Annotated in this window: 13 protein-coding genes; 6 read left to right on the forward strand and 7 right to left on the reverse strand. The window is 66.1% G+C overall.

Annotation, left to right across the window (positions count from 1 at the left end):
• Positions 1 to 19 precede the first annotated feature (19 nt).
• The 4 genes from mntP (at position 20) to L6D75_RS20300 (ending at position 3,500) form a co-directional block, all read left to right on the forward strand.
• The gene (mntP, locus tag L6D75_RS20285) at positions 20 to 586 is read left to right on the forward strand and encodes a manganese efflux pump MntP (protein ID WP_176510834.1); all 567 of its coding nucleotides are present in this window, start codon (positions 20 to 22) and stop codon (positions 584 to 586) included.
• 54 nt (positions 587 to 640) lie between these two features.
• Positions 641 to 1,432, forward strand: a complete 792-nt coding sequence (hisN, locus tag L6D75_RS20290; RefSeq protein ID WP_176510833.1) for a histidinol-phosphatase — start codon at positions 641 to 643, stop codon at positions 1,430 to 1,432.
• A gap of 193 nt (positions 1,433 to 1,625) precedes the next feature.
• A complete protein-coding gene (locus L6D75_RS20295; protein ID WP_176510832.1) occupies positions 1,626 to 2,357 on the forward strand; it encodes a hypothetical protein in 732 nt (243 codons plus the stop codon).
• Between the two features lie 186 nt (positions 2,358 to 2,543).
• Positions 2,544 to 3,500 carry a helix-turn-helix transcriptional regulator gene (locus L6D75_RS20300; protein ID WP_176510831.1) on the forward strand — a complete coding sequence of 319 codons (957 nt, stop codon included), beginning with the start codon at positions 2,544 to 2,546 and terminating at the stop codon, positions 3,498 to 3,500.
• A 135-nt stretch (positions 3,501 to 3,635) separates the two neighbouring features.
• Here L6D75_RS20300 and L6D75_RS20305 read toward each other — a convergent pair whose 3' ends face one another.
• From L6D75_RS20305 to L6D75_RS20335, 7 genes are all read right to left on the reverse strand, one after another.
• Complete coding sequence (locus L6D75_RS20305) at positions 3,636 to 4,787, reverse strand: acyl-CoA dehydrogenase family protein (RefSeq protein ID WP_176510830.1); 1,152 nt, start codon at positions 4,785 to 4,787, stop codon at positions 3,636 to 3,638.
• A gap of 16 nt (positions 4,788 to 4,803) precedes the next feature.
• A complete protein-coding gene (locus tag L6D75_RS20310; protein WP_176510829.1) occupies positions 4,804 to 5,874 on the reverse strand; it encodes an enoyl-CoA hydratase/isomerase family protein in 1,071 nt (356 codons plus the stop codon).
• A 393-nt stretch (positions 5,875 to 6,267) separates the two neighbouring features.
• Complete coding sequence (locus L6D75_RS20315; RefSeq protein WP_176510989.1) at positions 6,268 to 7,464, reverse strand: MFS transporter; 1,197 nt, start codon at positions 7,462 to 7,464, stop codon at positions 6,268 to 6,270.
• A 75-nt stretch (positions 7,465 to 7,539) separates the two neighbouring features.
• Entirely contained in the window at positions 7,540 to 8,580 is a 1,041-nt protein-coding gene (locus L6D75_RS20320) for a heme-dependent oxidative N-demethylase family protein (protein ID WP_176510988.1), read from the reverse strand.
• Positions 8,581 to 8,597: 17 nt separating this feature from the next.
• Positions 8,598 to 9,566 carry a PDR/VanB family oxidoreductase gene (locus L6D75_RS20325; RefSeq protein WP_176510987.1) on the reverse strand — a complete coding sequence of 323 codons (969 nt, stop codon included), beginning with the start codon at positions 9,564 to 9,566 and terminating at the stop codon, positions 8,598 to 8,600.
• Positions 9,563 to 10,168 (reverse strand): dimethylamine monooxygenase subunit DmmA family protein, encoded by a 606-nt coding sequence (locus tag L6D75_RS20330; RefSeq protein WP_176510986.1) that lies wholly within the window; start codon positions 10,166 to 10,168, stop codon positions 9,563 to 9,565. Before L6D75_RS20330 ends, L6D75_RS20325 begins: the two co-directional genes overlap by 4 nt.
• A 100-nt stretch (positions 10,169 to 10,268) precedes the next feature.
• Complete coding sequence (locus tag L6D75_RS20335) at positions 10,269 to 11,693, reverse strand: gamma-aminobutyraldehyde dehydrogenase (RefSeq protein WP_176510985.1); 1,425 nt, start codon at positions 11,691 to 11,693, stop codon at positions 10,269 to 10,271.
• A gap of 239 nt (positions 11,694 to 11,932) precedes the next feature.
• On the opposite strand from L6D75_RS20335, the gene L6D75_RS20340 reads away from it, so the two are divergent.
• Both L6D75_RS20340 and L6D75_RS20345 read left to right on the forward strand, forming a co-directional pair.
• Entirely contained in the window at positions 11,933 to 12,688 is a 756-nt protein-coding gene (locus L6D75_RS20340; RefSeq protein ID WP_176510984.1) for a FadR/GntR family transcriptional regulator, read from the forward strand.
• 47 nt (positions 12,689 to 12,735) lie between these two features.
• Positions 12,736 to 13,479 (forward strand): cache domain-containing protein, encoded by a 744-nt coding sequence (locus L6D75_RS20345; protein WP_176510983.1) that lies wholly within the window; start codon positions 12,736 to 12,738, stop codon positions 13,477 to 13,479.
• Positions 13,480 to 13,510 lie beyond the last annotated feature (31 nt).

A 13,510-nucleotide genomic window follows, 5' to 3' on the forward strand; every position in this document is an offset into this window, starting at 1 on the left:
CCTGGCTGGAGTCTGATCGTTGAATCCCATTTCCCTCATATTCCTTGCCTTCGCCATGTCCACGGATGCCTTCGCGGCCGCCATCGGCAAGGGTTCCAGCCTGCACAAGCCACGCTTGGCCGAAGCCCTGCGCACCGGCCTGATCTTTGGCGTGATCGAGGCCATCACCCCGGTCATCGGCTGGCTGCTGGGCCAGGCGGCCAGCCAGTATGTCGAACAGTGGGACCACTGGATCGCCTTTACCCTGTTGCTGCTGCTGGGCGCGCACATGGTGCATGCAGGCCTCAAGCCCGATGACGAAGAAGAAGAGAAACAGAGCCAGCACTCGTTCTGGATCCTGGCGGTAACGGCCGTTGCCACCAGCATCGATGCCTTGGCCGTGGGTGTGGGCCTTGCCTTCGTCGACGTGAACATCTGGGTGGCGGCTGCCGCGATCGGCCTGGCGACCATGACCATGGTGACCATTGGCACCATGCTTGGGCGAGCGCTGGGGTCCGTGGTGGGCAAGCGCGCCGAGATCGTCGGTGGCATCGTGCTGATGCTGGTCGGTGCGACCATCCTCTACGAGCACCTGACGGCGGTGTAATACGCGGCTCGTCGGGTATGATGCAGCCCCGACATTTCCCACGAGGCCTGCCCCATGTCCCTGAGCGCTGAACAGATCGGCGAATTCCAAGCCTTCGCCGAACAGCTGGCCGATGCCGCTGCGCTGGCGATCAAGCCGTATTTTCGTGCCAGCCTTGACGTCGAGGACAAGGGCGGGCGCTTGTACGACCCGGTGACCGTGGCCGACAAGGCGGCCGAGGATGCCATGCGCGCACTGATCCAGGCGCGCTACCCAGAGCACGGCATTCTCGGCGAAGAGGCTGGCGTGGCGGTGGGCAGCAGCCCGCTGACCTGGGTACTCGACCCGATCGACGGCACCCGCGCCTTCATCACCGGCCTGCCGCTGTGGGGCACGCTGATTGCGCTCAATGACGGCAGCCGCCCGGTGCTGGGGGTGATGAACCAGCCGTTCACCGGCGAACGCTTCGTCGGTACCCCGGCAGGCGCCTGGCGCAGCGGCACGGCGCTGAAAACCCGCGCTTGCGCCGACCTGGCGGCGGCCACGCTGATGTGCACCACGCCAGACATGTTCGACACCGCCGAGCGCAAGGCCGCCTTCGAAGCCGTGGCCGGCCAGGCGCGGCTGATGCGCTATGGCGGTGATTGCTATGCCTACTGCATGTTGGCATCGGGCTTTGTCGACGTGATCGTCGAGGCGAGCCTGCAGCCCTATGACGTGCAGGCGCTGATGCCGATCATCGAAGGGGCGGGCGGGGTGATCACCGCCTGGGACGGCAGCAGTGCGCAGGATGGCGGGTGCGTGGTGGCCTGTGGTGACCCGGCGCTGCATGCGCAGGTGGTGCAGATGTTGCGCCACGCCATGTGACCTGCATTGGCCGCATCGCCGGCAAGCCGGCTCCCACAGGTATCTTGCGGCCAGCCCGTACTTTGTGGGAGCCGGCTTGCCGGCGATGAGGCCATCACAGGCACCCCCATCGCACTTTTTCCCATTTCCGGGCTCTATGCTTGGCCAGGCCACGCCGATCCCCAGCGCGGCCGCCGACCCTGTCCCGGTGCCGATGGTTGCAAGCAAACCCCTGAAAATCCCCCGCCTGCTGCTGGCAGGCGCCCTGGCCTGCCTGGGCGCCTGTACCCAGCAACAAGGCCATGACATCGTCAGCCAGTTCGGCAACGGCAAGCCCAGCGAGCTGTTCCAGACCAGCGTCGATCGCCTGGCCACGCTGTCCATGCGCGACAACCTGCAGAGCCTGTACCTGCTGATGAACAAGCTGTACCTGCGCAACCCCAACCAGCTGACGCTCTCCGGCTACCTCGACACCGCCACGGCCGAACGGCAGATACGCCTGGCCATCGAGCAGCGCCAACCCTTGCCGCAGCTGGGCAACCGCCGCGACCTGGCTGCCTTGAGCTATGCCCTGAGCCCGGAGTTTCGCGGTGACCGGGTCGGTGCCTTCATCTACGCCATCGGCAGCATGCTGGTGACCGCCCATGGCGGGCGCACCGAGTTCTACATGACCGATACCCTCGACCCGCTGTTCATCAACAACGCTGCGCGCAATATCGAGAAGGCGACCTGGATGCTGAGCCAGCGCCAGGATGCCAATGGCGTGCTGCTGCTGTTCTCCAACGAGATTTCCGAGGCGGGCAGCAACCTGAGTTTCGCCGTGGAATTCGGCAAGGTGGTCGCGCGCCTGGACCTGTTGGCCGAGCTGCTCGACGAGCGCTACCGGCGTATCGGCCTCAACTATGCGCAGAGCCTTTTGTTGATGAACTTCCTGCCGGTGCAGTAAGCGGCCGATAATCGCCCCAACGCCTGGTACCGCCGGGCGCTATCCGCCCAGCCAATCCACAGATCGCATTGCCCAACCCCGGCCTTTTGCTTAGTGTATCGCCAGGACCGTGACCGACCGCGACCACCGGCCCCCGGCCAGTAGGCAGCGGCGAACAGAACAATAACGATACCGAGTGCCTTGCCTATGGAAAGCCGCCTGCTGAGCGAGCGCAGTAGCGTGTTCCATCACGCCGACCCGTATGCCGTGTCCGACTACGTCAACCGGCACGTGGGCCAGCATTGCATCGGCCTGTCGCGCACCACCCACCCCCAGGCCAGCCTCAGCCACCGCAAGTTCGCCGACCTCGACCTGTGCCGCATCAGCTACGGCGGCAGCGTGCGGGTCACCTCGCCAGCCCTGGAAACCATCTACCACCTGCAGGTGCTGCTCAGCGGCAACTGCCTGTGGCGCGGCCACCAGCGCGAGCACCACCTGGTGCCGGGCGAGCTGCTGCTGATCAACCCGGACGACCCGGTCGACCTGACGTATTCGCACGACTGCGAAAAATTCATTCTCAAGCTGCCGACCCGGCTGCTCGACTCGATCTGCGAGGAGCAACGCTGGCAGCGGCCAGACGGCGGCGTGCGGTTTTTGCGCAACCATTACCGGCTCGATGAGCTGGACGGTTTCGTCAACCTGCTGGCGATGGTCTGCCACGAGGCCGAGGTCAGCGATTCGCTGCCGCGGGTGCAGGGGCATTACAGCGAAATCGTGGCCAGCAAGCTGCTGACCTTGATGAGCACCAACATCCGCCGCGAGCGCCTGGCCAGCCCGGGTGCGAGCCTGGAGCGGATTCTCGACTACATCGAGCGCAACCTGAAACTGGAGCTGGCGGCCGAGACCCTGGCCGAGCAGGCGTGCATGAGCGTGCGTTCTTTATATGCGCTGTTCGACCGGCAACTGGGCACCACGCCCAAGCAGTACGTGCGCCAGCGCAAGCTGGAGCGGGTGCATGCGTGCCTGGGCGATGGCAGCTGCACGGTGCGCAGCGTGACTGAGCTGGCGATGGATTATGGCTTTTTGCACCTGGGGCGGTTTGCCGAAATCTACCGCCAGCGCTTTGGCGAGCTGCCGTCGGAAACCTTCAAACAACGCCGCTGACTGTGCGGGCCTCATCGCCGGCAAGCCGGCTCCCACAGTATTGTCAGCAGCGCTGCTGTATTGGATGGGTGTCCAACTTCTTGGCGGCAGTCCATACCTGTGGGAGCCGGCTTGCCGGCGATGAGGCCGGTAGCATCACAGCGGATAGTGCTTCAACTCCCGCGCAATCAGCATCCGCTGAATCTCGCTGGACCCTTCATAGATCTGCGTGATCCGCGCATCCCGGTAATGCCGCTCCACCGGATAATCCTCCAGGTACCCATACCCGCCATGCACCTGGATCGCCATCGAGCACACCCGTTCGGCCATCTCCGAGGCGAACAGCTTCGCCTGCGAGGCCTCCGACAGGCACGGCTTGCCAGCACTGCGCAGGCGCGCGGCATGCAGGATCAGCAGGCGCGCGGCATTGACCTGCACCTGCATGTCGGCCAGCAGGTTGGCGATGCTCTGGTGTTCGTTGATCGGCTTGCCGAACTGCACCCGCTCACGCGAGTACACCAGCGCCGCCTCGAACGCCGCGCGGGCGATCCCCAGCGCCTGGGCGGCAATGCCGATACGCCCGCCTTCGAGGTTCGACAGCGCAATCGCCAGGCCCTTGCCACGTTCGCCCAGCAGGTTGGCCGCGGGGATGCGGCAGTTGTCGAAGGTCACCGCGCAGGTGTCGGAGGCGCGGATGCCCATCTTGTGCTCGCTGCGGTCAACCTTGAAGCCTGGGTTGTCGGTCGGCACCAGGAATGCCGACAGGCCTTTCTTGCCCAGCTGCGGGTCAGTCACCGCGAAGACGATGGCCAGCCCCGCACGGCGGGCATTGCTGACGAACTGCTTGGCGCCATTGATCACCCACTCACCGTCCACCAGCTCGGCGCGGGTGCGCAGGTTGTGCGCCTCGGAGCCGGCCTGCGGTTCGGTCAGGCAGAAGCAGCCGATCACCTCGCCATTGGCCAGGCGCGGCAGCCACGCCTGCTGCTGTTCGGCACTGCCATAGGCCAGCAGCGGGCCACAGCCCACCGAGTTGTGGATGCTCATCATCGCCCCGGTGGCGCCGCAACCGGCGGCGATTTCCTCGACCGCCAGGGCGTAGGCGACGTAGTCGGTGAAGCTGCCGCCGAAGTCTTCCGGCACCACCATGCCGAGCAGGCCCAGCTCGCCCATCTTGCGCACCACGCCGTCATCGATCCAGCCGGCCTTTTCCCATGCCTGGGCGTGCGGCGCGATCTCGCCGCGGGCAAAATCCCGGGCCATGTCGCGGATCATGATCTGCTCTTCGCTCAGTTCCAGGTCTTGCATCTGTGTACTCCCAGGCTCACAGGCCTTCGAAGAATTGGTCGACCCGCTGGCGCTGCAGGCCGGCCAGGGTCGGCGGGTTCCAGCGCGGCTGCTTGTCCTTGTCGATGATCAGCGCGCGCACGCCTTCGATGATGTCGCCGTACTGGAACCACTGGCGGTCCAGGTGCAGCTCCATGGCAAAGCAGTCGTCCAGCGAGAGGTGGCGGCCACGGCGCAGCATCTCCAGGGTAACCGCCATCGCCAGCGGCGAGCGGCTTTCCAGCTGGTCGGCGGTGGCCAGCGCCCACTGGTGGCTGTCGCCGATGCTCACCGCGCGCAGCTGCTCGATGATCGCGCTCAGGTCGGGGAGGGCGAAGAAGTGGTCGATGACCGGGCGCAGCTTTTCCAGTGGCGCGTCGTCCAGCGTCTGGCTGCCGAGCTTGGCCAGCAGGTTTTGCAGGTCCTTGAGCGGGTTGCCGGTGAAGTTCAGGCGGTCCAGCCCTTCATCCAGGGCCGCGAGCTTGTCGCTGGGCACGTACCAGTCGGCCAGCCCGCAGTACAGCGCGTCGGCGGCCTGCACCTGGGCGCCGCTGACCCCCAGGTAGATGCCTAGCTCGCCCGGGATGCGCGGCAGGAAGTAGCTGCCGCCCACATCCGGGAAGTAGCCGATGCCGACCTCGGGCATGCCCAGCCGGCTGCGCTCGGTGACGACGCGCAGGTCGCAGCCCTGGGCCAGGCCCATGCCGCCGCCGAGGGTGAAGCCGTCCATCAGCACCAGCACCGGCTTGCGGTAGCGGTGGATCAGCAGGTCGAGGGCGTATTCCTCGGCGAAGAAGTCTTCGTGCAGGGTGTCGCCGGCCTTGTAGCTGTCGTGCAGCGAGCGGATATCGCCGCCGGCGCAGAAGCCCTTGGGGCCTTCGCCGCGCAGCACCACGGCCAGCACCTGCGGGTCGTCGGCCCAGCGGTCGAACTGCTGGCGCAGGCTGCGCACCATGTCCAGGGTCAGGGCATTGAGGCCGGCGGGGCGGTTGAGGGTGAGGTGGCCAATCTGGTTGCGGACCTCGGCCAGTACATGAGCCGTTGCCGAGGTGTGAGCGTGCGCGGTCATCGCGTTCTCCCTGCTTTGTTATTGATTTTCCAAGTGAAGTCTGGAGGCCGCTGGAGTATCGCGAGATCCTGGCATGCGAATTTGTCGTACACAATCGGCAAATATGCAGGGGGAGTCTGCGTTTTTGCCTGGGTCGAGTTTTTCAGCGTGGTCAAGATCGAGCGCCGCCCGCGCGGCGCATCGCGGATGAATCCGCTCCTACATTTGTTGCAACGTACCACGGTCTGTCAGGCCATGGTTGCCCGCTCTTGGCGCCCGCCGAGAAATTGCGTCGTACCAACAAGGCTGTCAACCATGGCCTATCAGGCATAGGTACGTTGCAACAAATGTGGGAGCGGATTCATCCGCGATGCGCCGCGCGGGCGGCGCTCGATCTCAACCGCGCCGCCTACCTCAAGCGGCCGCCAACCCTACGGTAACGTGCTCGCGGCGAATGCTCGCCAAGGGGATGGATACCAGCAGCAAGGTCAGCACCACGGTCACGCCAATGCCCCAGGCCGCCAGGCTGAACCCGCCCAGCGAAATCAACCCGCCGGAAATCGCCGGCCCTACCGCCAGCCCCAGGCTCAGGAAGCTGCTCGCCGCAGCCACCACACGCCCTTCGCGGTCCAGCGCGGCGGCCAGCCCGGTCAGGTAGCTCAAGGCATAGAAGTAGGTAATGCAGATGGTCATCACACCCATGGTGTACATGGGCTTGGAATGCTCGCCCAGCACATAGCACAGGCTGGTTGCGCCGGTCAGCAGGATGGCCAGGATCACCGGCGTGCTCAGCCCGAAGCGCTTGCCGATCATCGCCGCCAGCAATGGCCCGATCAGGCCGATGAAGGACTGGAACGACAGCAGCATGCCCAGCTCGTCTCCGCTGTAGCCCACCAGCGTGCCGATGCGCTCGACGAACGCCCAGCCCATGGTGTCGCGGGCCTGGAACACGAACATCGCCAGCATCATGCAGATCGCCGGCAGGCTCAGCAGCACATTGCTCGAGCCCTGGGGCGTGGTGTGCGTGGCGTCGGCCCGCGGCGCACGCTGCTCCATCACCGGGATCGCCAGCAGCATCAGCGCCATGGTCGCGGCCATCGCGTAGTACAGGCCGGCCAGCCCGAACAGCGCCATGACCTTGGCATAGCCGAGCATCACCACGATCATCAGCAGCACCGAGAGGATGTTCATGTGCCCGGCGATGCGGTCGGGCTGTGTCGCGCTGGCCACGCAGGCATTGCCGCAGGCCAGCGCCAGGCCGGCACCGACCCCGGCCACGCAGCGCACGGCGCCCAGGGCATAGAGGTCGGTCATGTGCGCACTTGCAAGGTTTGCGGCAATTGCCAGCAGGGTGCCCGCCAGCGCCAGGCTGCGGCGCGGGGCGCGGCCCATGAACGGCGCCACCAGCAACGAGGCGAGCATGGTGAAGATGAACTCGGCCGACATCAGTAGCCCGGCCTGGGCTTCGTTGAGCTTGAGGTCATTGATGATGGCGCTGATCAGAAACGGCAGCGCCCACAGGCCGAGCAGCCCCACGCCATAGGCGGAGGCGGCGGCGGAGAACACCAGGCTCCAGCTTTCGGGCAAGGCATTGCGTATTGTTTTTTTCATCGGGGGTGATCCCTGGTTGGCATGCATGGCATTACGAAAAAGCGCGCCAGTATGGCGCGCTCGTGGGCTAAAGGTTTACTGCTGCAGACTTTCGTCGACAGGCGTGCCGTCGTCGTACTGCGACAGCCACGCCACCATGGCATCGCGGTAGCGGGTGAAGCCCTTGTAGTCGACCAGCTCCTGGTCCAGGTCGCGGATCACCCGGTGCATGCGCTTAGCCCACTGCGGTGCGGCCTCGGCCAGCTCCTTGAGGCTGACCAGGTAGGTGCGTACCGGGAACAGCACCGCGTTGCTGCGCGGCAGGCGGTGCAGCGGTTGCAGTTCGATGCGCAGGTTGACCAGCTCGCCGGCGTTCTCCGGCGTCACCGTGGTGCGGTCCGGGGCCCAGTCCGGCAGGGTTTCGGCCGAGGTTTCCAGGCGCGGGTTGACGGTGATCGACCAGTTGGTGCGGCGCACCGGGTGGCCTGGGCGCAGGCGCAGCAGGAACTTCAGGGCGCGCTGCAGGATGCCCATTTCGTGCAGCTTGGGCACCGGGCCGTGGAACTCCATGAAGCTCATGCCCAAGTTGAAGCGCAGCGAGTAGTCGGCGCGCTGGGTGGCCATGCCGGCGCCCATCACCAGGGTTTCGTCACGCTCTTCGAGAAGGATGAACTCGCCCTGGGCCTGGCGGGTGATGTACTCCATCGGCTCCATCGGCAGGGTGCTGGCGTCGCCGAAGGTGAAGGTCTGGTCGATCTGCAGCGGGCGGTTGATCCAGTGCCACTGGCTGCCGTTCTTCTCCAGGGTGAAGTGCTCGGGGAAGTCCCGCGAGTAGCACTCCATCAGCAGCTCCAGCAGGTCCCACTGCGCTTCCATCATGTGCGGCAGGGCGGCGTAGTGCACGCCCGGCTGGCTGTCGAGGGTGTGCGCGCGGTGGTGGCACTCGGAGATGTAGTGCTCGTCGATGTCGAACTGCGCGCGCAGGGCGCCGACGCCGAACGGTACATGGGGCTCGACGTTCATCGAGTACATGTACTGGTCTTCCGGGTAGGGGAAGGGCAGGCGCAGGATCGCCTCGCGGCTGTTGCTGTAGGTGTAGTCGTCGCAGTAGGTTTCGATCGGCTTGAATACGGTCATGATGGTTTGTTCTCGTCTCAGAGGTCTACGACCAGGCGGCTGCAGGTGGCGCGGGATACGCAGGGCATGAATTTGCGGCGCTCGAGCTTGTCTTGCTCGCTCAGCCAGTCGTCGCGGTGGTCCAGCTCGCCGTCCAGTTCCAGCACTTCGGTTTCGCAGTAGCCGCAGGCGCCGCCGCGGCACAGGTAGGGCACCTTGTAGCCGGCCTGTTCGGCGGCTTCGAGCAGCGACTGGTCGGGCGGCACTTCGAGGGTCACGCCCTGGCGGGCGAGGGTGACGCTGAACGGCTGACCGCTGGAGCCCTGCTCGACGAAGCGCTCGTAGTGGATGTGGCTGTCGGTCCAGCCGAGGGCACGGGCGCTGTCGAGGGTGTCGTCGATCATGCTGTCCGGGCCGCACACGTACACGTGGCTGCCCAGCGGGCGTTCGGCGAGGATCTGGCGGATGTCCATGCGCGCATCGACGCCTTGCACATACAGCTGCACGCGCTCGCCATAGCGGGCCTTGAGCTCCTCGCCCAGGGCGATGTGCTCGGGGCCGCGCACGGCCAGGTGCAGCTCGAAGTCGGCCTGCTTGATGTGCAGCTCTTCCATCTGCGAGTACACCGGGGTAATGCCCACGCCCCCGGCGATGAACACGTGCTGGCGGGCGTGCTTGGCCAGCGGGAACAGGTTGGCCGGCTGCAGGATCTGCAGCAGCGCACCTTCCTCGACCTGCTCGTGCAGGTGGCGCGAACCACCACGGCCGCCTTCGACCCGGCGCACGGCAATCTGGTAGGCGCTGGAGTCGTAGGGCGAGCCCATCAGCGAGTAGGCGTTGCGGTGGGTCTTGTCACCGTCCTGCATCACCACCACCACATGGCTGCCGCCGGAGAACGCCGGCAGGTGCTTGCCGTGCGGGTCGACGAAGGTGAAGCGCTTGATTTCCGGGGTCAGCGTCTCGATGCGGGTGACCCGCACGCTGAGGGTTCCGTTATGGGTGTTCACGTGTCGAGCTCCTCGGCAGCTGGCATTTCGCCCGGGACTTCACCGTCGGCCTTGATGCCCTGGAAGGCGGCCAGGCGGCGCGAATAGTGGTCGCGTACCACCAGGTCCAGTTGGCAGCCGGGGCAGGTGAACACGCGGTGGGTGACGTTTTCGGTGTAGGTGTCGCAGTGCGCGCACCACACGCGCCGCACCAGGGTGCCGCTGTGTTCGCGCAGCACCTCGTCACGGTTCAGGTCCACCGCGTTGGCCGCCTGCATGGTGGTGCCGATGAAGCTTTCCGAGCCGCTCAGGTACAGCCGGGTGCCCATGTGCGCGCTGCCGAGCAGCTGGCGCAGGCCGTCGATCAGCGCCTGGTTGCTGTCGAACACCTGCAGCTCGCCGACGTCGGCCTTGCGCAGTTCGGCCAGGTGGTTGTGCCCGGAAAAGGTCTCGGTGGAGTAGAGCAGGGTGCTGGCCTGGCGCTGGGCCGCGGTCATGTCGCCGATCAGGCGCAGCATGGCCGTGCCGCCGCTGCCCTGGCCGGCGACCAGGTGGCGCAGGCCACTGGCCATCGGCTGCAGGCGGTCATAGACCGGGCGGCTCTTGATGCCGGTGATGAGCATGGTGTTTCACCTCGTGCAGGTGCTGGCAGGGCGCGCGGTCGGCGCGCAAAGCCATATTACCTATTGTGTTATATGTTTTGTGGCGAACGCGAAAACGGTTTTAGTGCTTGAACATCACGTGCCGCACGCAGGTGTAGTCTTCCAGCCCGTACATGGACATGTCCTTGCCGTAGCCAGACTGCTTCATGCCGCCGTGGGGCATCTCGCTGACCAGCATGAAGTGGGTGTTGACCCAGGTGCAGCCATACTGCAGGCGCGCCGCCAGGCGGTTGGCGCGCCCGACATCGGCGGTCCACACCGAGGAGGCGAGGCCGTAGTCGGAGTCGTTGGCGTAGGCCAGGGCCTGGGCTTCGTCGCTGAACGGGGTGACGCTGACCACCGGGCCGAACACTTCGCGCTGGACGATCTCATCGTCCTGGCGGGCGTCGGCCAGCACCGTCGGCTCGAAGAAGTAGCCCGGGCCCGGCACGCGGTTGCCACCGGTGACCACGCGGATGTGCGGCTGCGCCTTGGCGCGCTCGACGAAGCCTGCCACGCGCTCCAGGTGGTCGCGGGTGATCAGCGGGCCCAGCTCGGTCTGCGGGTCGTCCTGCAGGCCATGGCGAATGCTGCCCACCGCCTGGCCGAGTTTTTCCACGAAGGCCTCGTAGACGCCTTGCTGCACATACAAACGGCAGGCGGCGGTGCAGTCCTGGCCGGCATTGTAGAAGCCGAAAGCGCGGATGCCCTCGACGGCGGCGTCGATGTCGGCGTCGTCGAAGATCAGCACCGGGGCCTTGCCGCCCAGCTCCATGTGCGTGCGCTTCACGCTGCTGGCGGTAGTGGCGACGATGCGCGCCCCGGTGGCCACGGAGCCGGTCAGCGACACCAGGCGCACTTTCGGGTGGGTCACCAGCGGCTCGCCCACGCTCGGGCCCTTGCCGAACAGGATGTTGACCACGCCGGCCGGGAACAGCGCGTTGATCAGCTCGGCCAGTTTCAGCGCGGTCAGCGGGGTCTGCTCGGACGGCTTGAGCACCACGCAGTTGCCGGCGGCCAGGGCCGGGGCGAGCTTCCAGGCCACCATCATCAGCGGGTAGTTCCACGGCGCGATGGAGGCGACCACGCCCAGCGGGTCGCGGCGAATCATCGAGGTGTGGCCGGGCAGGTACTCGCCGCCGGCCGAGCCGTTCATGCAGCGGCTGGCGCCGGCGAAGTAGCGGAACACGTCGGCAACGGCGGGGATCTCGTCGTTGAGCGCTGCCTGGTAGGGCTTGCCGCAGTTCTGCGATTCCAGCGAGGCGAACACCTCGGCCTGCGCCTCGATGCGGTCGGCAAGCTTGAGCAGCAGGGCGGCGCGGTCCTTGGGTGGGGTTTGCGACCAGGCATCGAACGCCTGGTCGGCGGCCTGCACGGCGGCATCCACCTGGGCGCTGCTGGCCTCGTTGAGGGTAACCATCACCTCGCCCAGGGAGGGGTTGTAGACAGGCTGGCTGGCGCCCTCACCGGCAATCAGCTGGCCGTTGATGAGTAGGTTTGTTTGCATGGCGGTTCCCTTGAGGGGTTTTATCGTTGTGGTACAAGCCGTAAACATATGAAAACATATCTTAATGTTTGAAGTTTGCCAACTGCCAAGGCGATAATTGGTCGCAGGCCGCAAGCAAGCGGCCGCGCAGGGGTGGCGGCAACCGTATCAGCCGCCGCCCAATCGCTATAAGATACGGAACTGAACGTTTAGCCCCATGCCTCAGGGCCAGGTCGAACACACTGAAAAGGGAGAGTCAATTGAGTGCCCTGAATACTGCCCGCAGCACCGCGTTCATTCGCCTGCGCCAGGAAGGCCGTACCGACGAAGTGGCGCGCAGGCTGGTGGAGGCCATCGAACTGGGGCTGTTCACCGAAGGCCAGCAACTGCCCAGCGAAAGCGAGCTGGCGCTGCAACTGGGAGTGGCCACCGTGACCTTGCGCGAAGCGCTGGTGGTGCTGCGCCAGCGCGGGCTGATCGAAACCCGCCGCGGGCGCAACGGCGGCAGCTTCGTCTGCGCGCCGGTCGAGCTGCCCGAGCCGCTGCTCTTGGCCCGCCTGCGCGAAATGAGCGGCCCCGACCTGCGCGACCTGGGTGACGAGCAGATGGCGATCTCCGGCACCGCCGCACGCCTGGCCGCGCAGCGCAGCTCGCGCGAGCAGCAGGCGCGCATTGCCCAGCACATCGAGTCGCTGGCCCAGGCCAGCACGCGCCTGGCGCGCCACCGCGCCGATGCGCGGTTCCATATCGAGGTGGCGGCCGCGGCCCAGTCGCTGCGCCTGACCCACGCCGAAATGCGCCTGCAGTCGGAAGTCGGCGAGCTTCTATGGATGGAGGCGGCAGGCGGTGGCGAGGTCAGCGTGATCGAACACGAACACCGGGCGATTCTCGATGCCCTGGTCAACGGCGACGCGGTACTGGCCGGTGCGCTGGCCGAAGCGCATGTCAGCCGCGGCATCAAGCGCCTGATGGCACTGCGCCTGGAACTGCTGGCCGCAGGCGAAAGCCCGGCCTGACCCCTTGAGCACAACAACGTACAAAAATACCTGCGTGAGGAAATGCCATGTCTACCGCGATCGATAGCGACCCTCTGCTGCTCTGCGCCCGGCAGCTCAACAGCACGGTGGGCACCATCTTCGGCCAGGTGCGGCAGCTGGTGGATGTGGCGGCCGAGCAGTGGCGCCGGGTGCTGGCCGAAGGCCGCGAGCCGGCCTCCAAGGACCTGGCCCTGCTGCGCCCGGCCATCGATGAGCAACTGCTGGCCACCGGCGCCTTCGGCTGCGGCGGCGGGGTGATCGTCGAACCCGGCTGCCTGGCCGACCGCGAGATGCACCTGGAGTGGTGGTACCTGGCCGACGGTGGCAAGACCCTGCCGCTGCGCCCGAACTTCGACCGCCGCCGCGAGAACTTCTACGACTACACCAACATGCCCTGGTACGCCCGCCCGCGCGACTCGCGCAGCAGCAGCGTGGAAGGCCCCTACGTGGACCTCTACGGCACCAACATGTATGTGCTGACCTTCACCATGCCGATCCTCGTCGAGGGCCGCTTCATCGGCGTGGCAGGGCTCGACCTGTCGCTGCACAACCTGGAGAAGATGCTGGTGTGCAGCCTGATGCGCCTGGACAACGAAGCGGTGCTGATCAGTGCCGATGGCCGCATCATCGCCGCCAACACCGCCAACTGGTTGGTCGGCGACCTGGCGCCGAAGCTGCTCGACCCCACCCCGCTGGGCGGCGTGCGCCTGGTGCTGGAAGAACCCGAGGCTGGCTGGTCGCTGGTGCGCTTGCCATCGCCTCGGCGCTGATCGGCCTGCAATCGTTAACCTGAGCGTAACG

Origin of the sequence: Pseudomonas faucium, assembly GCF_021602585.1 — a bacterium.
Lineage (GTDB): Bacteria > Pseudomonadota > Gammaproteobacteria > Pseudomonadales > Pseudomonadaceae > Aquipseudomonas > Aquipseudomonas faucium.

What these genes read in the sequence shown, in the direction of transcription:
- L6D75_RS20300 (WP_176510831.1), top strand. Translation starts at nt 2,544, where the DNA reads ATGGAAAGCCGCCTGCTGAGCGAGCGCAGTAGCGTGTTCCATCACGCC.
- L6D75_RS20315 (WP_176510989.1), bottom strand. Translation starts at nt 7,464, where the DNA reads ATGAAAAAAACAATACGCAATGCCTTGCCCGAAAGCTGGAGCCTGGTG.
- L6D75_RS20310 (WP_176510829.1), bottom strand. Translation starts at nt 5,874, where the DNA reads ATGACCGCGCACGCTCACACCTCGGCAACGGCTCATGTACTGGCCGAG.
- L6D75_RS20345 (WP_176510983.1), top strand. Translation starts at nt 12,736, where the DNA reads ATGTCTACCGCGATCGATAGCGACCCTCTGCTGCTCTGCGCCCGGCAG.
- L6D75_RS20330 (WP_176510986.1), bottom strand. Translation starts at nt 10,168, where the DNA reads ATGCTCATCACCGGCATCAAGAGCCGCCCGGTCTATGACCGCCTGCAG.
- L6D75_RS20335 (WP_176510985.1), bottom strand. Translation starts at nt 11,693, where the DNA reads ATGCAAACAAACCTACTCATCAACGGCCAGCTGATTGCCGGTGAGGGC.
- hisN (WP_176510833.1), top strand. Translation starts at nt 641, where the DNA reads ATGTCCCTGAGCGCTGAACAGATCGGCGAATTCCAAGCCTTCGCCGAA.
- L6D75_RS20295 (WP_176510832.1), top strand. Translation starts at nt 1,626, where the DNA reads ATGGTTGCAAGCAAACCCCTGAAAATCCCCCGCCTGCTGCTGGCAGGC.
- L6D75_RS20305 (WP_176510830.1), bottom strand. Translation starts at nt 4,787, where the DNA reads ATGCAAGACCTGGAACTGAGCGAAGAGCAGATCATGATCCGCGACATG.
- L6D75_RS20320 (WP_176510988.1), bottom strand. Translation starts at nt 8,580, where the DNA reads ATGACCGTATTCAAGCCGATCGAAACCTACTGCGACGACTACACCTAC.